Annotated in this window: 19 protein-coding genes, 2 tRNA genes and 2 rRNA genes; 6 read left to right on the top strand and 17 right to left on the bottom strand. The window is 41.8% G+C overall.

The genetic code is table 11. The features are described from left to right. Positions 1-128: 128 nt before the first annotated feature. From nadE to ACFQWC_RS22960, 4 genes are all read right to left on the bottom strand, one after another. Positions 129-956, bottom strand: coding sequence for an ammonia-dependent NAD(+) synthetase (gene nadE / locus ACFQWC_RS22975; protein ID WP_299746874.1), 828 nt, complete (start codon positions 954-956; stop codon positions 129-131). 732 nt (positions 957-1,688) lie between these two features. Continuing rightward, complete coding sequence (locus ACFQWC_RS22970) at positions 1,689-3,158, bottom strand: nicotinate phosphoribosyltransferase (protein ID WP_377109166.1); 1,470 nt, start codon at positions 3,156-3,158, stop codon at positions 1,689-1,691. 332 nt (positions 3,159-3,490) lie between these two features. After that, a complete protein-coding gene (locus tag ACFQWC_RS22965) occupies positions 3,491-4,687 on the bottom strand; it encodes an alanyl-tRNA editing protein (protein WP_377109164.1) in 1,197 nt (398 codons plus the stop codon). A gap of 64 nt (positions 4,688-4,751) precedes the next feature. Further along, positions 4,752-4,907: a hypothetical protein gene (locus ACFQWC_RS22960; RefSeq protein WP_299746865.1), complete on the bottom strand. Its 156-nt coding sequence runs from the start codon at positions 4,905-4,907 to the stop codon at positions 4,752-4,754. Positions 4,908-5,108: 201 nt separating this feature from the next. On the opposite strand from ACFQWC_RS22960, the gene ACFQWC_RS22955 reads away from it, so the two are divergent. From ACFQWC_RS22955 to ACFQWC_RS22945, 3 genes are all read left to right on the top strand, one after another. Continuing rightward, a complete protein-coding gene (locus tag ACFQWC_RS22955) occupies positions 5,109-6,227 on the top strand; it encodes a glycoside hydrolase domain-containing protein (RefSeq protein WP_377109162.1) in 1,119 nt (372 codons plus the stop codon). Positions 6,228-6,737: 510 nt separating this feature from the next. After that, on the top strand, positions 6,738-6,914 hold the full coding sequence (locus ACFQWC_RS22950; RefSeq protein WP_377109161.1) for a hypothetical protein: 177 nt from the start codon (positions 6,738-6,740) through the stop codon (positions 6,912-6,914). A 163-nt stretch (positions 6,915-7,077) separates the two neighbouring features. Next, positions 7,078-7,479, top strand: coding sequence for a hypothetical protein (locus tag ACFQWC_RS22945; protein WP_377109160.1), 402 nt, complete (start codon positions 7,078-7,080; stop codon positions 7,477-7,479). A 104-nt stretch (positions 7,480-7,583) separates the two neighbouring features. Here ACFQWC_RS22945 and groL read toward each other — a convergent pair whose 3' ends face one another. Beyond that, the gene (gene groL, locus ACFQWC_RS22940) at positions 7,584-9,218 is read right to left on the bottom strand and encodes a chaperonin GroEL (protein ID WP_034766062.1); all 1,635 of its coding nucleotides are present in this window, start codon (positions 9,216-9,218) and stop codon (positions 7,584-7,586) included. Between the two features lie 53 nt (positions 9,219-9,271). Next, complete coding sequence (groES, locus tag ACFQWC_RS22935; RefSeq protein ID WP_034766060.1) at positions 9,272-9,559, bottom strand: co-chaperone GroES; 288 nt, start codon at positions 9,557-9,559, stop codon at positions 9,272-9,274. A 327-nt stretch (positions 9,560-9,886) separates the two neighbouring features. On the opposite strand from groES, the gene ACFQWC_RS22930 reads away from it, so the two are divergent. Both ACFQWC_RS22930 and ACFQWC_RS22925 read left to right on the top strand, forming a co-directional pair. Beyond that, positions 9,887-10,630, top strand: coding sequence for a CPBP family intramembrane glutamic endopeptidase (locus ACFQWC_RS22930; RefSeq protein WP_299746793.1), 744 nt, complete (start codon positions 9,887-9,889; stop codon positions 10,628-10,630). After that, positions 10,627-10,833, top strand: coding sequence for a YdiK family protein (locus ACFQWC_RS22925; RefSeq protein ID WP_044340660.1), 207 nt, complete (start codon positions 10,627-10,629; stop codon positions 10,831-10,833). The genes ACFQWC_RS22930 and ACFQWC_RS22925 overlap by 4 nt, the downstream gene beginning before the upstream one ends. A 15-nt stretch (positions 10,834-10,848) precedes the next feature. Here ACFQWC_RS22925 and tatC read toward each other — a convergent pair whose 3' ends face one another. Genes tatC through ACFQWC_RS22910 form a run of 3 tightly spaced genes read right to left on the bottom strand, consistent with a single transcriptional unit; the run spans position 10,849 to position 12,540 of the window. Continuing rightward, on the bottom strand, positions 10,849-11,622 hold the full coding sequence (gene tatC, locus ACFQWC_RS22920) for a twin-arginine translocase subunit TatC (RefSeq protein WP_377109159.1): 774 nt from the start codon (positions 11,620-11,622) through the stop codon (positions 10,849-10,851). 15 nt (positions 11,623-11,637) lie between these two features. Next, positions 11,638-11,808 carry a twin-arginine translocase TatA/TatE family subunit gene (locus tag ACFQWC_RS22915; protein ID WP_044340658.1) on the bottom strand — a complete coding sequence of 57 codons (171 nt, stop codon included), beginning with the start codon at positions 11,806-11,808 and terminating at the stop codon, positions 11,638-11,640. 54 nt (positions 11,809-11,862) lie between these two features. Next, complete coding sequence (locus tag ACFQWC_RS22910; RefSeq protein ID WP_299746783.1) at positions 11,863-12,540, bottom strand: redox-sensing transcriptional repressor Rex; 678 nt, start codon at positions 12,538-12,540, stop codon at positions 11,863-11,865. 189 nt (positions 12,541-12,729) lie between these two features. On the opposite strand from ACFQWC_RS22910, the gene ACFQWC_RS22905 reads away from it, so the two are divergent. Continuing rightward, positions 12,730-14,673, top strand: coding sequence for an ABC-F family ATP-binding cassette domain-containing protein (locus tag ACFQWC_RS22905; protein ID WP_299746780.1), 1,944 nt, complete (start codon positions 12,730-12,732; stop codon positions 14,671-14,673). Positions 14,674-15,071: 398 nt separating this feature from the next. On the opposite strand, the gene tsaD is transcribed toward ACFQWC_RS22905, so the two are convergent. From tsaD to ACFQWC_RS22865, 8 genes are all read right to left on the bottom strand, one after another. Then, positions 15,072-16,088, bottom strand: a complete 1,017-nt coding sequence (gene tsaD / locus ACFQWC_RS22900; protein WP_299746777.1) for a tRNA (adenosine(37)-N6)-threonylcarbamoyltransferase complex transferase subunit TsaD — start codon at positions 16,086-16,088, stop codon at positions 15,072-15,074. Next, entirely contained in the window at positions 16,085-16,522 is a 438-nt protein-coding gene (rimI, locus tag ACFQWC_RS22895; protein WP_299746774.1) for a ribosomal protein S18-alanine N-acetyltransferase, read from the bottom strand. Before rimI ends, tsaD begins: the two co-directional genes overlap by 4 nt. 23 nt (positions 16,523-16,545) lie before the next feature. Then, positions 16,546-17,241 carry a tRNA (adenosine(37)-N6)-threonylcarbamoyltransferase complex dimerization subunit type 1 TsaB gene (tsaB, locus tag ACFQWC_RS22890; RefSeq protein WP_377109157.1) on the bottom strand — a complete coding sequence of 232 codons (696 nt, stop codon included), beginning with the start codon at positions 17,239-17,241 and terminating at the stop codon, positions 16,546-16,548. After that, positions 17,238-17,693: a tRNA (adenosine(37)-N6)-threonylcarbamoyltransferase complex ATPase subunit type 1 TsaE gene (gene tsaE, locus ACFQWC_RS22885; RefSeq protein ID WP_299746769.1), complete on the bottom strand. Its 456-nt coding sequence runs from the start codon at positions 17,691-17,693 to the stop codon at positions 17,238-17,240. Before tsaE ends, tsaB begins: the two co-directional genes overlap by 4 nt. 167 nt (positions 17,694-17,860) lie before the next feature. Beyond that, positions 17,861-17,937 (bottom strand) — tRNA-Asp (locus ACFQWC_RS22880). A 108-nt stretch (positions 17,938-18,045) separates the two neighbouring features. Then, positions 18,046-18,119 (bottom strand) — tRNA-Met (locus ACFQWC_RS22875). A gap of 85 nt (positions 18,120-18,204) precedes the next feature. Beyond that, a 5S ribosomal RNA gene (rrf, locus tag ACFQWC_RS22870) occupies positions 18,205-18,321 on the bottom strand. A gap of 100 nt (positions 18,322-18,421) precedes the next feature. Continuing rightward, positions 18,422-18,534 (bottom strand): 23S ribosomal RNA (locus tag ACFQWC_RS22865); the annotation flags it as partial.

Here is an 18,534-nt window from a genome sequence, read left to right as displayed (position 1 = left end):
AAAATGGCACATTCATACAGAATTTTTAGGAAATTGGTAGGATATAAGGTGTTGTAGATAACGGTCACCTTGAAAATCATAAAAAAAGAGCCAATCCTCAACAATGTGAGAATCGGCTTTTTCACTGATTATTTCCAAAAATCATCAAACACCGTAACAGGCAGATGACGTTTATGCTGCGTTTTCAAATAATGACCTTCAATGGCTTTCTTCGCTTCAAGAGGTACTTCTTTACCTTCCAAGTAATCATCCAGCTGATCGTATGTGACCCCCAGCGCCTCTTCATCCGGAAGTTGCGGACGGTCTTCCTCAAGGTCTGCCGTTGGTTTCTTGTTGTACAAGTGTTCCGGACAACCCAGCTCCATTAAGAGCATCTTCCCTTGTCGTTTATTAAGTCGGAAAAGTGGAACCAGGTCTGCCGCTCCATCACCATACTTCGTATAGAAGCCGGTAACCGCTTCAGCAGAATGATCGGTACCCAGGACAACACCATCCTTCATGGCAGCAATGGCGAATTGAACCTTCATCCGCTCCCGAGCTTTTTCGTTGCCTTTTACAAAGTCGGAAAGATGAATCCCATTTTTACTTAATGTTTCAACACTGGCATCAACCGCCGGCTGGATATTAACCGTCAAAGAAACGGATGGACTGATGAACTCGACCGCATCAATGGCGTCCTCGGCATCTCCCTGCTCACCGTATGGAAGTCTCACTGCGTAAAAGGCATAATCCGATGACCCTGATTCCTCGTTCATCTCGTTAATCGCCATCTGTGCAAGTTTTCCTAATAAAGTAGAATCCTGGCCACCTGAAATGCCAAGGACCAGGCTTTTCAAAAATGAATGCTTTTTCAAATACGATTTCATAAAATCAACACTGCGACGTATTTCTTTTTGCGGATCGATTTCCGGGGTTACCATCATTTCTTCTACAATTTGCTTTTGAAGAGAATCCATGTTTTCACACTCCATTTAGGTTTTATCATTATTTTGATTGCCACTTTTCGCAAAGTTTGTGGTTATCTTAAGGAAGAATGTAGTAGTTGATTTCCGCTCCAGGATGCTCGCTTTCCGCGGGGCTGGCGGTGAGCCTCCTCTGCTGCGCCTCCGGGGTCTCACCTGTCCAGCTACGGGGCTTAGGGGCTCGAGGTCATAAGCCAAGTCTGCCAAAAAGGCAAAGAGCGCCTTTCCGGCAGACTCGTCTTATGCTTGTCGCCCCTGGGCAAAACCCCTCCGCTTTTAGTACTGTCCAGCTATTCCCGCAGGAGTCGATCATCCTGCAGCGAGAATCAACTTTCTGAGCATAAATCCTAATTAGAAAGAGAGAAAAACAAGAATTTTTAGCAAACAACCTCATATAAGGTGAGGAAAGATTATTCTCCTTTTTTAAAGAAGAAGCATTCTATTTTTAGTTACATTGTTTTTCTCAGACACCTTAAGCTCTGCCACAAAAAATCTTTTAAAGATGGTGTGGGTAACTGCGTAGACTCTTGCGGAAGTTCGGGCGTGCCGAGCCCCCGTTCGGCTAAGCTGAGTAGGCTCGCCCGAACGTCCCCTGAAAGCGGAGCAGTTCACCTTACCATCCAGCACATACCGATTGGCAGAGCTCAAGCAGACCCTTATGTTAAAAGCAACAATCTTTACGAAAGCCTTTTGATCTGATTATTTTCCCCATCTTTTTTATCGGGTTTACATCGTTTTGTTGAATTTCTCTTTTACCTCTTCCTTAACCTTTTGTATCAGATACATTTTGTTTGTCCAGCATTCTTCACTTAAATCCACGGGATATCCCTCTGGGTTCATGGAACGTTTATACTCGTCCCACAACAGGTCGAGGTTTTCATTCACAAAGGATCTCATTGATTCAAGTGACGGAGATTCATAAACCAGCTCCCCATCTTTAAAAATATCCTCGTGAAGCTCTCTCGCCTCGAAATTGGTGATGAATTTACTGATATAGGTGTGCACAGGATGAAACATTTTCAGTCGGCTTTCATTTTGAGGATTTTCATGCTCCAGGGCAATATATTCCCCTTCTGATTTATGATTAACCGTATTGATGATACGATAAACCTTTTTGAGTCCAGGAGTTGAAACCTTCTCGGCATTACTCGATATTTTAATGGTATCTTCCATTTCCCCCGACTCGTTTTCAATGGAAGCGAGTTTATATACAGCACCTAAAGCTGGTTGATCATAGGCGGTGATCAGCTTCGTCCCCACACCCCACACATCAATCCGGGCCCCTTGGGCTTTTAAATTCAGTATCGTATATTCATCCAGGTCATTTGACGCAATGATCTTTGTTTCGGTAAAACCTGCTTCATCAAGCATTTTACGGGCTTTCTTGGATAAGTAAGCCATATCACCGCTGTCCAGACGAATACCCTTGAAATGAATCCGGTCGCCAAGCTCTTTTGCTACTCTGATGGCCGTAGGTACACCGGATTTCAATGTATCGTAAGTATCCACTAAAAACACACAGTCCTTATGGCTCTCAGCGTATTTATGGAAGGCCTGATAGTCATCCTGATATGCCTGAACCATTGAATGGGCATGGGTTCCTGATACCGGTATCCCAAATAACTTACCCGCCCGAACATTACTTGTCGCATCAAAGCCGCCAATATAAGCCGCACGCGTCCCCCAAATGGCCGCATCCAGTTCATGGGCCCGTCTCGTCCCAAACTCCATCACGACTTCATCCTGGACCACTTGCTTGATCCGGTTCGCCTTCGTCGCAATCAGGGTTTGATAGTTCACGATATTTAAGATCGCCGTCTCCAGTATCTGAGCCTGGGCCAAAGGAGCCTCGACACGGATAAGAGGAACATTCCCGAACGCGATCTCCCCTTCCTGCATCGAACGGATCGTCCCCGTAAATCGAAGGTCCGCTAAGTACTGAAGGAACTCCTCTTCATAACCCAATTCCCTTAAATACTCAATATCACTTTCAGAGAAATGAAACTTTTTCACATATTCAATGATCCGTTCAAGCCCGGCAAACACCGCATATCCATTCCCAAAAGGCAGCTTTCGAAAGAATACTTCAAAAACAGCCTTTCGATTATGGAAATCATCATCCCAATACGCCTTCGTCATATTAATCTGATACAAATCTGTATGTAAAGCTAAACTATCATCCGCATAGTTCGTCATGTATTTCTCTCCTTTAAGCTGTAGCCATTTGTCGAACAGTGTGTGTCTTTTCTATTTTAACCAATTTTGGGTGGGATATCGAATGTTTAGGGTTGGCGCGGGAAGGAGATCTCCATTCTTTTTAAGGGATCTTAAACAGTTTCCGCATTAAACAAACGTTTGATTAACCACATATGAAGCATTGGGGCAAGGACTGATATGGCGTCGCTGTCAGTTCTATCACAAAACAAAGCCATAAAATTTCATCCTAAACAAACGTTTGTTTAAATTGCATTCAATAACAAAAAAAGATTATATCCACCCGGCCATACAGGGTGGATATTTAGCCTTTTCTATATTTGTTGTACCAGTGTTTCAAGAAGCTCTTCCCTACTCATAAGAGCCTCTCCCCCACCTTGCACAAACGACTCCTTTCCTCCGCCTTTCCCGTTAATCATAGGAAAGACTTTTTGACCAAGCTCCCTTAAGTTAACACTTGGAGTAGACCCCTTCGCCGCTACGAGCTGAAGTTTTGAATCATTTTGCACAACCAATAACACAAGCATATCTTCTCTCTTAGAGACGAGGTGTTGAGCGATTTTCTGTAGCTCTTGGATGGGACGCTCTGCGTACGCTTTCTTAATCAATGTATGTCCTTCTTGCAGAATTCCTTCGCCAAGTAAACTCTCTGCTTCATACGTCAAAAGAACTTCCTTCAGTCCCTCCAGTGCCTTTTCCTGGTCTTTTTGTTTTGCCATTAACCGATCGACGACCGGTCTCATATTTTCTTCAGGAGCCTGCAATACCCCCGTCAATTCTCTTAAGAGACCATGTTTTCGGTGCAACTGCTCAAGCACCCGATTCCCACACACAAATTGCAATCGGATATGCCCTTTATGCTTTTCCCAATCGAGTATCTTAATCGCTCCTACTTCACTGGTAGAACGGGGATGGGTACCTCCGCATCCGTTGTAATCAAAATCCGGGATGATCACTAATCGGATATCGTCAGTGACGGTCGGCTGCTTTCTTAATGGATAGTGGGACAATTCCGCTTCTGTTATCCATCTTGTTTCAATCAGTCTGCTCTCTTGAATGACAAGGTTCGCTAATGCCTCTGCTTCCAGAGCCTCCGATTCAGTTATATCCATGACGTCCAAATCGATGGTTAAAATCTCCTTCCCTAAGTGAAAACTGATCGTCTCATATTGGAAGGCATCCACAAAAGCGGCAGATAAAATATGCTGCCCTGCGTGCTGTTGCATATGATCAAAGCGTCTGTCCCAATCGATCTGTCCTTCTATCTCCCCTGAGATATCCTCAAATGGTTCTTCTATGTAATGACGGATTTCTCCGTTCACTTCTTCCACATTGATGACCCGGTGGTGATTTAACGTTCCAGTATCATGGGGCTGACCTCCGCCTGTCGGGTAGAATGACGTTTTTTCGAGCACGACGTACCAGCCTCCGTGTTCATCCTGTCGCTGATCTTGAATCGATGTTTGAAATGTTTTAGTATAAGCATCTTGATAGTACTGCTTCATTGTCATCGTTAAAACCTCTTTCTCAACTGTTCTCACACTACTTTATCACATAGGCGGTGGAGAGAACCATTCAGTCCTTCATGTCCTTCTTCTCTATCGAAATCGGTACCGTCCCTACCTGTTCCCAGGGAATTTCCCATCTCCGTTCAAATTCCGCTTTTGCCCGTCCGTCTCCGGCAATGATTCTTTCAACTAATTCCCTTAGTACCATCGTAGTATAATTCATCTCATCACCCTCTTTTTCATTTTCAATGAATGGTGGAGGAAGCTTTGTATATTATTGATCTTTCATACTACTTTTTACCTATTCCATTCACTCCTTAAACATCCATAAGGCCTACAAACTCTCTACTGGCCCACACCAATCATCTCTTTCTTCATATTATGGAGTGAAAATGACTCTTAATCTGAAAGAATAGGTGAGAATATGAGGGTTACACCAGGATATACCATTCTATTTGCTGTTCTCATTATGGCGATCTCAGGCTTTATTTCCTTTTATAACATTGGTAAAAACAACTCCATGGACAATAAAGCCACTATAATCATCACCAATACGGTTGAAAATAACATCTACGGCAGTGTTGGAAAAGTGGATACCGTCATCTCTAATCAGGTGTCGAACGGGACTGCCAATTTGGAAAACAATATAATGAACAATGGCAACGGAGATGGGAACGGAGAAATCAGTAGTTCTATCGAAAATGATGTTAATAAAACCTCCGGGGACCTAAAAAACAATATTACAAACTCCGTTGAAGGAGATGGAAATTACAGGTTTTCAAATTCCACCCAAAACGAGCTCGGTGACGAAGCTGATATCAATGTACGTAATACGGTAGAAAATAAGGCAAGCGGGACTGATGGAGATCCACCGTCACCGTCCCCCGAAGTTGTGTGGGGTATCGATTCCGCCAGTGAAACAACGGAGAGCTTTTATGCCTGTGTAAGAGAAAACTTTGGGGACCCGACCGTTTTTGGACGCTATCTTGAGACAAGGGAGAACATCTCCAGAGGGCTTACACCCCAGCAGGTTTCTTTGATCCATTCAAAAGGAGACTATATCCTCCCTATCTTTAACAATTTTAACGATGCCACTGGCTATGAAAATGGAGTTAATGAAGCAAGAGAAGCGATTGGGTATGCCCAGGATCTCGGGATTCCCTCTGGTGTCGCCCTATTTGCCGATATTGAACCAACCTATCCGGTAGATGCGGAATTTATCAGAGGATGGTTTGAAACGATTTCTGCGTCCTCTTATGAATCAGGGATCTATGGAATCTTCGATCCGCAAAGAGCTTTATATCAATCCTATAACGCAGCCGTTCAGAGTAATAACGCCATACTGGAAGAGAATTACATCTGGACCGCTTCACCAAATGTCGGAATCACAACTCAGGCCGAGGCACCAGAATTCAATCCAGAAGCACCGGAAGGCTCCCTGGCTCTTGCTTGGCAATATGGAATCGACGCAGACACGTGTAACATTGATACAAACCTTTTCGATGGTGAACTGTTAAAGGTATTATGGAAGCCTGGCTCATAACTAAAAAGACTACCACCTATTTTTCAGGAGGTAGTCTTTTGTTTGGTCAAGCTATAATCGACGGATTGGAATGATTCGTGATGGTAAATGCTTTCACAAGTAAACCTAGATCTGAATCACTAGATTTATCAGGTCTCCCCAGGCATTCTTTCCTTTTCCAAATATGATAAGCCACTGTCCCCCAATAAACGAAATGTCAGCAAAATATTTGCAAACCACTCTTACTTACCTTGTAAACAAACCCTTGTGCATTAATGATTAATGATTAAAATGGCGGATACCTCAGTATTTTCTTCAGGGATGCACTACTGCTTCAGTAGTGTATTTGCAAAAGTAAGACAGGCATTGATCGATTAAATATATCTATAGGTTTCAATCTAGTTAAAAATTTGGACAGCCCGTTTTTTATATTCATGTTATGTTTGCTTATATCACTTTTCTTTTAATACATATGATTACTATATAAGAGGCCTCTTATAAAAACGAAATAAAAGAAGGAGGGAAATTCAAATGGATGTTTCTGTTCAACAAACGGATACTCTTGGTACTCTACTTTGTCTACTTGGAAGATTCTTAGTGTATCTTCTTTTAATTGTTGTAGCTCTACTTGCAGACCTATTAATCAACACAGACACTGGAGATATGATTAGAGAGCTTGCTAATAGTATTGCTAGTGAAGGCTGTTAATTGTGAAAAAACCTGTGTAGCAATAAACCTAGAAGATTAGTTATTCATCTTCTAGGTTTTTTAATCTAAAAAAAGAGAATACTTCTTTTAATATCTTTTGTCCGTTTACTAAATAAAGTAAAGTTCTGCATGCTTATTATTGACTAAAAAGGTGGTTACATTTATGAATGAAAATAACGATGAAAAGAGTATCAAAATGAGCGGGGGTTCTGTAGACCATGATGCTTTCAAGAACCTGGCTGGCAATTTATTGAAAAACGAAAAGTCTATGGGTTCTCTTGTGAACCTGGCAACAACTTTTCTTAAAAATGACTCTCTACTAAATTCCATAGAATCCAATAGAAGTCTTAAGAATCCAGTTTCCAAAGATGTAGAAGAACAAGAAGATAAAGATATCTCTATAATCAAGATGCAAGAGGTTTTAGCTCAGCAGATTTCTCGAGAGATCTCTTCTTTATCTCAGAAACTTGATACAATCACTAATGATATTTCAGAGTTTAAAAAAGAGTGGCAATCCTTAAAAGAACACAATCGCAAATTATTTAAAAAAAGTAAAAAACTGTAGTTTGGTTTTTATTTTCAGGTACACAAAAATGAAAAAAAAGCTTCCCAATAGTTGGACAACTAATGGGAAGCTTTTTCTTTTAAGTCAAGGGTTGAGGGGGCAGATTACATCATACCGCCCATTCCACCCATTCCGCCCATGCCGCTCATATCCGGCATGCCGCCGCCTTCTTCAGGAATGTCAGCAACTACCGCTTCAGTAGTCAGGAACATTGCTGCTACAGACGCTGCGTTTTGAAGTGCAGAACGAGTTACTTTCGTTGGATCTACGATACCTTTTTCGATCATGTTTACCCACTCACCAGTAGCTGCGTTGAAACCGACACCTACTTCTTCCTTCTTCAGACGTTCTACGATGATAGAACCTTCGAGTCCTGCGTTGTGAGCGATCTGACGGATTGGCTCTTCAAGAGCACGCAGCACGATGTTGATACCTGTTGCTACATCTGCATCCGCTTCAATTGATGCTACTTTGTTGTATACGTTCACTAGTGCCGTACCACCACCGGATACGATACCTTCTTCCACTGCTGCACGAGTAGAGTTCAATGCGTCTTCGATGCGAAGTTTACGCTCTTTAAGCTCAGTTTCAGTTGCAGCTCCAACTTTCACGACTGCTACTCCACCTGCAAGCTTAGCAAGGCGCTCTTGTAATTTTTCTTTATCAAATTCAGAAGTGGACTCTTCTAATTGAGCACGAATTTGGTTTACGCGAGCTGCGATTTTTTCCGGATCTCCAGAACCTTCAACGACAGTCGTGTTTTCTTTCGTTACGACTACTTTCGCTGCGCGGCCAAGTTGAGTGATGTTCGCAGATTTAAGATCCAATCCAAGATCCTCTGTGATCACTTCTCCACCAGTAAGTACTGCTAAGTCTTCAAGCATTGCTTTACGACGGTCACCGAAGCCAGGGGCTTTGACAGCAACAGCGTTGAATGTTCCGCGAAGTTTGTTCACAACAAGTGTTGCAAGAGCTTCACCTTCAACATCTTCAGCTACCATTAATAGTGGCTTACCTTGTTGTACAACTTGCTCAAGAACAGGAAGTACTTCCTGGATGTTTCCAATTTTCTTGTCAGTGATTAAAATATATGGATTTTCAAGAACAGCTTCCATCTTATCAGAATCTGTCACCATGTATGGAGACGCATATCCACGGTCGAATTGCATTCCTTCCACCACGTCAAGCTCTGTTGTGAAACCTTTCGATTCTTCAATGGTGATAACGCCGTCGTTCCCAACGCGCTCCATTGCTTCTGCAATCAGTTGACCCACTTCTTCGTCAGCCGCTGAGATTGCCGCAACTTGAGCGATTGAATCTTTGCCTTCGATCGGCTTAGAGATCACTTTTAATTCTTCGATGGCAGCTTGAACCGCTTTTTCGATACCTTTACGAACGCCAACAGGGTTAGCGCCAGCTGTTACGTTTTTAAGACCTTCACGGATCATCGCTTGAGCAAGGACCGTTGCAGTCGTTGTACCGTCACCGGCGATTTCGTTTGTTTTGCTTGCTACTTCAGCAACCAGTTTTGCACCCATGTTTTCGAATGCATCTTCTAATTCAATTTCTTTTGCAATCGTTACACCATCATTTGTAATAAGTGGTGAACCGAATTTTTTCTCAAGTACCACGTTACGTCCTTTTGGTCCAAGAGTTACTTTTACTGCATTTGCTAATTGATCTACACCGCGAAGCATGGAACGGCGTGCTTCTTCGCTGAATTTAATATCTTTAGCCATTGATAAAGTCCTCCTCTTATTTAAGTAAAGTATTGTTTATATACGAAGTTTGATTATTCGCCAACTACAGCCAGAATATCGCTATCACGAAGGATCAGGTATTCTGTGCCTTGGTATTTCACTTCTGTACCAGCGTATTTAGAGAAAATGATTCGATCGCCGACAGCTACCTCAAGAGCAACGCGCTCACCGTTGTCAAGAATGCGACCAGTACCTACAGCCATCACTTTACCTTCTTGTGGCTTTTCCTTTGCGGAATCCGGTAGCACAATACCGCTTGCTGTTTTTTCTTCTGACTCAACTAGCTCGATAACGACGCGATCACCTAGTGGTTTTAACAAGTGAAACAACCTCCTTGAAATTATGTAAATGATATTTATTAGCACTCGCTTATTGTGAGTGCTAACACAACTATTATATTAATTAATTCGTTTTCATTTTGCAAGAGTCCTGCCTAAAATTTTTTTCGTCATATTTCTCTTTTTTTCACACCCTCCAATCCTATGCCTCCCCATATGCCTTTATTCTTAAATCAATGGAAGAGTGGCAATTCTTACAAACCCCTTAAATTTGAACACTTTCTCTTTTCTTAGTAGAATTGTACAGGAGTATGTTCAGGACGAATCCTATTCGTTCTTCATCTAACAGGTGTTAAAGGAGATCAAACGTTGAAAAAACATTTCGGATTTATCTTAATTGCCTATATTGTGATGCAGCTTTCCAGTGTTGTCGGGATACCCCTTTTATTTAAGATTGGTGTTGATGTCCTTGCGATTCCAGAGCAGACCGTACGAAATGTTGTTCCTGGATACTGGCTTGTGATTAGCTTTACATTAACTCTCCTCGTCGTCTGGGGCATTCTTAGAAAGAGCGAGACAAGCACCAACCTTGAACGGTCCGCTCCTATGAATGCAGGAAGTTCAATTGTGTGGGCTGTAGTCGGGATTTTCATGGCGTTCATCGCTCAATCCATCGCGATACAGATTGAGTATGCGTTAGGTATCCAAATGGGATCTGAAAATACGCAGATGATTATTGGGATTATTGAAAAGGTACCTCTATCGATGATGGTAGCTGCGATCATTGGCCCTATTTTAGAAGAGATTGTATTCAGAAAGATTATCTTCGGTGTTCTTTATGAAAAGATGAATTTCTTCTTCGCCGCGTTAATCAGCTCTGTTATATTCGCTCTCGCGCACTTTGAGCCTGAGCATGTGATCTTGTACTCTGCAATGGGCTTTACCTTTGCGTTCCTTTATGTCAAAACGAAGCGGATACTGGTTCCAATATTTGCTCACGTTGCCATGAATACAACGGTCGTTCTAATGCAATCTATCTATAAGGATGAAATTGAAAAAATGATGAACGAAGCTGAACAAATACAAGGATTTATTGGAGGATTATTTCTATGAGGAGATCACCACTATTTTCAGGCGTGATTTATCTCCTTCTCGGTGTGCTCTTCACATACTTTGCTGTGCAAAATGTACAGGATGATGGTTGGGGATTTTTCACTTATATGCTCGTCTTTCTGGCAACCCTTGATTTTGGTTCCGGGTTGCGGATGGTGATGCTGCATTTCAAGATCAAAAAGAAAATAGAGAATAAAAAATAAGGATTGATCTTTTGATCAATCCTTATTTATATCCTCGAACTGTTCCATTTCAAGCTTTTGTTCTGCTTCTAAAACCTTCTTATATCCGATCTTAGAGATCCAAATGCTGATTTCATAAAGAAGGAGCAAAGGAACGGTTACCATTAAATGCGAGACGATGTCCGGCGGTGTGATGAAAGCGGCTATGACTAACAATATGAAGTAAGCCACTTTTCTCATTTGTGCCAATAACATCGGAGTAATAATCCCCAAACGTGTCAGAAACAGCATAATAACCGGCAGTTGAAATAGAAATCCAAATGGGATGGTTATTTGAAACAGGAAATGAAAGTATTCATTAATTCCAATCACTTGCTGGATATTCAGATTGGTTGATAAACCCATCATGAATTTCACGACATATGGAAACAAAATAAAATATGAAAATGACAATCCACCTAAGAAAAGAAGGACAGAAATAGGTATGTAACTGAGCGTTACCTTTCTCTCTTTCTCATATAAGCCTGGACTCACGAACGACCATACTTGAAATAGAATGATGGGTGATGTCATGATGATCGCAATAAACATGATCATTTCCATATAGATTTTGAGAGGGTCTGTAATCCGAAAGGCGTTCATGGTTAATTCTTTCGCTTCATCCGCGTGCTGCAAAAATCGAATCAACGGCTCCGCAAGAAAAAAGCTTACAATTACCGCTAACAAGAAGAAAACGACTACAAACATGAGTCGTTTTTGCAATTCTCCTATATGTTCATAGACTGTCATGTCTCTTTGACTTTGACTCATGGCGTTCATCCTACCCTACTTAGCTTTTTTACTATTATCGTCCTCATCATCTGCTAAGCCCTTTGTTGCATTCTTAAACTCACGTAATGTATTCCCAGCTGCTTTTCCTAACTCAGGCAATTTCTTTGGTCCAAATATCAGTAAAGCAACAACCGTTATCAATACGATACTACCTGCACCTAACATAATGAGACACCTCCTCTTTTACCATTCTATCATAACGTAAATACGAATCATTTTCTATTCGGATATGATTCCATCTTGTGACATTTCCGTGTCATCCCCTGAATAATGCTTTAAGAAGTAGACCAGTGACTGAAGTTCAACTGCCAAATCAATATGATGGACGCGGATATGGTCCGGCACCGTCAATCTTGCAGGAGTGAAATTCAGGATCCCCTTAATATTAGAAGAAACCAATCGGTCTGTGATATTTTGAGCAGAAGATGCCGGAACTGTCAGAATGGCCACCTCAATATCATGCCCCTCAAGACTCTCTTCTAAATCATTTAAATGAAAAACGGGTACATCGCTGATTTGTGTCCCAACCTTTTTTTCATCCACTTCAAAAGCCATTTCAATCTTTGTATTATTATTCTTTATAAAATTATAATGAAGAAAAGCTGTACCGAGATTCCCTACACCTATCAGCACAACCTTCGTAATGGCATCCTGATCCAATGTCTTACGGAAAAAGGATAGAAGGTAATTGACATTATATCCATATCCCTTTTTACCCAACGCGCCAAAATAAGAAAAATCTCTGCGTATCGTGGCAGAATCAACCTTCACCGCTTCACTCAATTCTTTCGATGAAACCCTCTGCTTTCCCGATGAGTACAGATTCTTGATAAAGCGATAATATAGCGGAAGGCGCTTAGCCGTTGCCTGTGGAATTTTCGTTGTATCCTGGTTCATATTGTATTCCCCCACATCTATTCAAAACCTCTGATACCGCTTCCAAAATAGAAAGCAGACAGAATTTAAAACTCTACTACCCATCATACACTATATTTTATCCTAAGTGTACGAAGATTAATAGTCGATTTATTGCTGTTCCCCTCCCAAATACGGTACACTAGCACTATGAAATAGAGGTGAAACGTCATGATTCTATTACAAGTGAATCAACTAACGAAAAACTTTGGTGCCGATAATATCCTATCAAATATTAAGCTTGAAATACAGACAAGAGATCGCGTGGCTCTCGTCGGACGCAACGGGGCAGGAAAATCGACTCTTTTAAAAATAATTGCAGGTCATCTCTCTTATGATTCAGGAGATATCACGAAGCCAAAAGGGGTCTCCATTGGATACCTCGCGCAAAATACAGGCTTGGAATCTGAACTTTCCATTTGGTCAGAAATGCTGACCGTATTTGAAGAATTACAAACTCAAGAAAAACAATTAAGAAAACTTGAGAAACAAATGGCCGATCCTTCTGTTTATGAGCAAGAAGATTTATACCAACGCGTATTAAAGGAATATGATGAACTTCAAGTACGTTTTAAAGATTCCGGCGGCTATCAATATGAAGCAGATATTCGTTCAGTCCTGCATGGATTGAACTTTGCCGACTTTGATTATGAAACGAAGATCTCTACTTTAAGCGGTGGCCAGAAAACCCGTCTGGCTCTTGGTAAGCTTCTATTGACCAAGCCTGACATCCTCATTCTGGATGAGCCTACCAACCATCTTGATATTGAGACTTTGTCGTGGCTTGAGACGTACCTTCAAAGCTATGAAGGAGCTGTCTTGATCGTTTCCCATGACCGCTACTTCTTGGATAGCGTCGTCAATCAAGTGTATGAAATTTCACGAAATCGAAGCAAAAAATACCTGGGTAACTACAGTAAATACCTTGAACAAAAAGCAGAAGACTACGAAAAGGATCTCAAGATGTTCGAGCGCCAGCAACAGGAGGTCGCGAAACTCGAAGACTTTATCCAGCGAAATATAGCCCGGGCTTCTACTACCAAGATGGCCCAAAGCCGCAGAAAAAAATTAGAACGAATGGATATAATGGACAGACCTCTGGGTGATGAGAAATCCGCCAACTTTGCTTTTCAAATTGATCGTCCAAGCGGAAATGATGTTCTTCACGTCCAAGATCTTACCATCGGATATGGAAAAGGCGAAAGAATTTCATCTCACATCGACTTCGCTGTTAAAAAAGGCGACAGCATCGCCCTTGTAGGTCCTAACGGCATTGGTAAGTCCACCCTATTGAAAACATTAGTGAATAAACTCCAACCACTTGACGGAGCAATTAAATTTGGATCAAATGTTTCGATTAGTTACTATGATCAAGAACAAGCTGAACTGTCTTCCAATAAGACCGTCTTAAACGAACTGTGGGACGAGTACCCAATGAAGATGGAAAAAGAAATCCGAACCGTACTCGGAAACTTCTTATTCTCAGGGGAAGATGTCTTAAAGCCGGTTTCAACACTTAGTGGCGGAGAGAAAGCCCGACTGGCACTGTCCAAGCTTATGATGGAAAAAGGGAATGTCCTCATCCTGGACGAGCCGACAAACCATCTTGACTTGGACAGTAAAGAAGTGTTGGAGAATGCCTTGATTGACTATCCAGGAACGATTCTCTTTGTGTCCCATGATCGTTATTTCATCAATCGCATCGCCACAAAGGTTGTTGAACTTTCCAGAAAGGGTTCAACAGAATATCTTGGCGATTATGATTATTATGTAGAGAAATTGCAACAGCAGGAAGAACTGGCCGCACTCGAGCGGATGGAACAAGGAGAGCCTGTTTCACAAGTCACTACTCAAAAGCAATCTCATAAAATCGATAAAGAAGCAAAAAAACTTGAGCGTCAACGAAAACGAAGAGTTGAAGAAATTGAAAACAAAATGGAAACTCTGGAAGAAAACATTCAAGAAAAAGAAGACCTCCTTTGCGACCCGGAGATCTTTCAAGATCATGAAAAAGTCCAAGACATCAATGAAGCACTGACAAAAGAAAAAGAAGAGCTTGAATCTCTATTGGAAGAATGGACAGAACTTGAAGAACTTCTTCAAGGAGAACAATAATCCACAGGGTTGGGGATAAGTATTCGATTAACTTGCTCCCCACCCTTTTCTTATTCCACATTATTATCCACATTCAAAATCCTAAACAATCGTTATTCACACAACTTTTCCACATTATCCACATTCAAACTCTTGGTTATCCACAGTCCATTCCAGAAAATAGGCTATTTATCCCAGGTCTTTTTCACATAGTGTACACAACTTATACAAAGTTATTAACAAATTATCCACAACCTGTTGATAAAACGTATGTTCGTTCTTTTTTTCTTTCATGCTACCTTATTTGGTATACGTTAACCACAAGATATTCACATTTTCCTCCGTCTATTAACGACATCGATTAACAGAGCTAAAAAGAGAAAAAAGCTTAAACGAAGTTAACGTTTAAGCTTTCACTATTAGAAATTCTCTATATCAAGCCCAGGATGTGCATTCATATCCATGCCGCCTCTTTTTCCTTGTTCGAATAAAACCGTTCCTGCCGCTGCAATCATAGCGGCATTATCTGTACAAAGAGATAACGGAGGGATGACCAGCTCGGCGTCCACTCCCTCAAACGCTTCTTGTAGAGCCGCACGCAACCCTTTATTTGCCGCTACACCTCCAGCTAGTAAAACCTGTTCGACTTGAAATTCCTTCACAGCTTTAATGGTCTTGGTTACTAACACGTCAATCACACTAGCCTGAAAACTGGCTGCCAGGTCTTGTGGATGAATGGTTACTCCTTTTTGCTTAGCATTGTGGAGCGTGTTAATAACGGCAGATTTCAATCCACTAAAGCTGAAATCAAAAGAACCTTCTTCCAGCCATGCCCTTGGCAAATCAAGGGTAGCTTCTCCTTCTTGAGCAAGCCGATCGATATGGGGTCCACCTGGATAAGGAAGACTCAATGTTCGAGCTACCTTATCATAGGCCTCCCCGGCAGCGTCGTCCCGTGTTTCTCCAATTACTTGAAACGAACCGTGCTCTTTCATTAACACAAGCTCCGTATGTCCCCCGGATACGACCAAGGAAAGGAGAGGAAACTTCATCTCTTTCACTAGTCGATTCGCATAGATATGCCCTGCAATATGATGGACACCCACTAAAGGTTTGTTGTGAGCAAAAGCAAGTGCCTTTGCTGCGTTTACCCCAATCAGAAGAGCACCTACTAAACCTGGACCTTCCGTCACGGCCACACAATCAATCTCCACCATCGTCATCCCGGCTTGTTGAAGTGCTTCCTCTAACACATACGTAACTTGCTCCACGTGATGACGAGAAGCAATTTCAGGTACCACTCCACCGAATCGCTTATGACTTTCAATCTGAGAGGAAACCACATTCGTCACAATCTCAGTTCCATTTTTTATGATTGCAACGGCTGTTTCATCACAGCTCGTCTCAATTCCCAATACAAACATATCTTTATTCATAAATTCACCCACATTACTAAAGCATCTTCTTGATTATCCGAATAATACCGCTTCCGAATTCCGCCATCTTGAAACCCAAGCTTTCTATATAAATGCTGCGCAGCTAAATTGGATACTCTGACTTCAAGAGTCATCACACGAGCTCCAAACTTGGTGGCAATGCCCATGATCTTACGCATAAGACTTTCACCCAGTCCCTGTCCCCGGTATTCGGGAAGCACTGCTACATTGGTGATATGAGCCTCATCCACCACAAGCCACACCCCACAATATCCCGCGACATGGTCGCCATCCTCGACAACAAGGTAAGTAGATAGATGGTTATGTTCAATCTCATTCAAGAAAGCGTCTCGACTCCAAGGAATGCTAAAAGATTTCATTTCAATGTCCATTACAGCATCTAAATCATCCACCGTCATAAATCGAATGTCCATTTTCTAACGATCCTCTATCTCTATTAAGAATTTTTTTGAGATTCCAGCCATTTCACTTCTGCTTCAGCCATTCGAATATAATTAGGGAGTACCTCATGAGCTGAAGTCTCAGGGAACCCTGCCCCTATGAAAGCGAGCTCAGAAGGACGTGGATTATGACTGACAAACGGAGCAATCTTCGCTTGATCTCCTAGTATCTCATTAATGGTGCTTTCGTGAATCGTTACATCATTACCTACGAACAAGATATCTTTATTTAACTCTTTTAACGTAGTGACCCACTTATCAAGCATTATATTACAATCTTCCTCAACACACGTTAGTTGATCGTCCTGGAATTCATACAGTCCTGTGTACACCTGTCCTCTTCTCGCATCAAACAAAGGAACAATATAACCGGGAAAATATCGTCCAGACGAAGCCAGTGTCGCAAGACTTGAAACGGGTATAAGAGGAATATTCAATGACCAAGCCAGCGTCTTTGCTAACGTAACTCCAATGCGAACACCTGTATAAGAACCGGGGCCATTTGCTACCACAATCTTCGTTAAGTCCTTAGCCTCTATCCCACAATCCTTCATTAATTGTTCAATGGCCGGCATCGCCCTTACAGAATGATTTTTTTTAATATAGGTAATATACTCTCCAATCACCTTATCCTCTTCAATCAGGGCAACACCTAAAGGATAATTAGAGGTATCGATGGATAATATCGTCATGAAACAACCTCCTTACACAGCTCTCTATATCTTTCTCCAAAAGGTTTCAACACGATTCTTCTTGCTGAATCACCTTCCCGGAAAATCGATAAACCCAATATTTCTTTCGGAAGTTGATCTTGAATCAAGTGAGCCCACTCAACGACAGTCACACCTTCCCCCTCAAAATATTCATCGAATCCCAAGTCTTCAAAGGAATCATCCAGCCGATAAACATCCATATGATAAAGAGGCAAACGCCCCCGATATTCTTTTATGATTGTGAAGGTTGGACTGTTTACGTTCTTCGAAATACCTAGGCCTTTTGCCAATCCCTTAGTAAACGTCGTTTTTCCCGCTCCAAGATCACCTTCTAATGTTAACACATCCCCAGGCTGGAGGTATGCTGCCAGCTTCTCGGCAAACGCTCCAGTCTCTTCCGGACTAGCGGTTATTAACTCATACTGATTCATGTTAATCTCCTCTATTGTAAATAAAGTATAAAAAACCCTTAGGATCGTTTGTTACCCTAAGGGAAAATGTATATATGTAGTTTACCCTTTTTAGGGTATATGAGTAAAGTTAATGATAATAGGCAATAAAAAAAACGAAACAAAGGTTTCGTTTGAATAAACAAATCTGGCGGTCCGGACGGGACTCGAACCCGCGACCTCCTGCGTGACAGGCAGGCATTCTAACCAACTGAACTACCGGACCAAAGCTTTTTGCGTAAGCAAAATAGGTTTCATTATTTTAGACGATAGTCAAAATAACTACCCATGCATGACTCATCAAGGATTATACTATCCTTAGTCAAAAATGGTATTGCGGGGACAGGATTTGAACCTGCGACCTTCGGGTTATGAGCCCGACGAGCTACCGAACTGCTCCACCCCGCGACGATATAAATATTACTTAAGGTGATACTTTCTATATTACTATATGCATCTTCACAAATAAAGTGATTGTGCAAAAAAATATTTCGCCTGGCGACGTCCTACTCTCACAGGGGGAGATCCCCCAACTACCATCGGCGCTGAAGAGCTTAACTTCCGTGTTCGGCATGGGAACGGGTGTGACCTCTTCGCCATTGTCACCAGACGAATATTCAATTGAAGGATTGTTCCTTCAAAACTAGATAAAGAATTGATGTCAAGAAAGCCGAATATCGACCAATGTGTTCATTTAAAAATGACTCTTTGTGGTTAAGTCCTCGATCGATTAGTATCAGTCAACTCCACATGTCGCCATGCTTCCATCTCTGACCTATCTACCTAGTCATCTTCTAGGGATCTTACTCACATACGTGATGGG

The sequence above is a fragment of the Rossellomorea sp. GCM10028870 genome, assembly GCF_042666755.1.
Taxonomy (GTDB): domain Bacteria; phylum Bacillota; class Bacilli; order Bacillales; family Bacillaceae_B; genus Rossellomorea.
The sequence above is the reverse complement of the archived record's forward strand: the minus strand, read 5'-3'. Positions and strand labels throughout refer to the sequence as shown.

What these genes read in the sequence shown, in the direction of transcription:
- nadE (WP_299746874.1), bottom strand. Translation starts at nt 956, where the DNA reads ATGGATTCTCTTCAAAAGCAAATTGTAGAAGAAATGATGGTAACCCCG.
- ACFQWC_RS22970 (WP_377109166.1), bottom strand. Translation starts at nt 3,158, where the DNA reads ATGACGAACTATGCGGATGATAGTTTAGCTTTACATACAGATTTGTAT.
- ACFQWC_RS22965 (WP_377109164.1), bottom strand. Translation starts at nt 4,687, where the DNA reads ATGACAATGAAGCAGTACTATCAAGATGCTTATACTAAAACATTTCAA.
- ACFQWC_RS22960 (WP_299746865.1), bottom strand. Translation starts at nt 4,907, where the DNA reads ATGAATTATACTACGATGGTACTAAGGGAATTAGTTGAAAGAATCATT.
- ACFQWC_RS22955 (WP_377109162.1), top strand. Translation starts at nt 5,109, where the DNA reads ATGAGGGTTACACCAGGATATACCATTCTATTTGCTGTTCTCATTATG.
- ACFQWC_RS22950 (WP_377109161.1), top strand. Translation starts at nt 6,738, where the DNA reads ATGGATGTTTCTGTTCAACAAACGGATACTCTTGGTACTCTACTTTGT.
- ACFQWC_RS22945 (WP_377109160.1), top strand. Translation starts at nt 7,078, where the DNA reads ATGAATGAAAATAACGATGAAAAGAGTATCAAAATGAGCGGGGGTTCT.
- groL (WP_034766062.1), bottom strand. Translation starts at nt 9,218, where the DNA reads ATGGCTAAAGATATTAAATTCAGCGAAGAAGCACGCCGTTCCATGCTT.
- ACFQWC_RS22925 (WP_044340660.1), top strand. Translation starts at nt 10,627, where the DNA reads ATGAGGAGATCACCACTATTTTCAGGCGTGATTTATCTCCTTCTCGGT.
- tatC (WP_377109159.1), bottom strand. Translation starts at nt 11,622, where the DNA reads ATGAGTCAAAGTCAAAGAGACATGACAGTCTATGAACATATAGGAGAA.
- ACFQWC_RS22915 (WP_044340658.1), bottom strand. Translation starts at nt 11,808, where the DNA reads ATGTTAGGTGCAGGTAGTATCGTATTGATAACGGTTGTTGCTTTACTG.
- ACFQWC_RS22910 (WP_299746783.1), bottom strand. Translation starts at nt 12,540, where the DNA reads ATGAACCAGGATACAACGAAAATTCCACAGGCAACGGCTAAGCGCCTT.
- ACFQWC_RS22905 (WP_299746780.1), top strand. Translation starts at nt 12,730, where the DNA reads ATGATTCTATTACAAGTGAATCAACTAACGAAAAACTTTGGTGCCGAT.
- tsaD (WP_299746777.1), bottom strand. Translation starts at nt 16,088, where the DNA reads ATGAATAAAGATATGTTTGTATTGGGAATTGAGACGAGCTGTGATGAA.
- rimI (WP_299746774.1), bottom strand. Translation starts at nt 16,522, where the DNA reads ATGGACATTCGATTTATGACGGTGGATGATTTAGATGCTGTAATGGAC.
- tsaB (WP_377109157.1), bottom strand. Translation starts at nt 17,241, where the DNA reads ATGACGATATTATCCATCGATACCTCTAATTATCCTTTAGGTGTTGCC.
- tsaE (WP_299746769.1), bottom strand. Translation starts at nt 17,693, where the DNA reads ATGAATCAGTATGAGTTAATAACCGCTAGTCCGGAAGAGACTGGAGCG.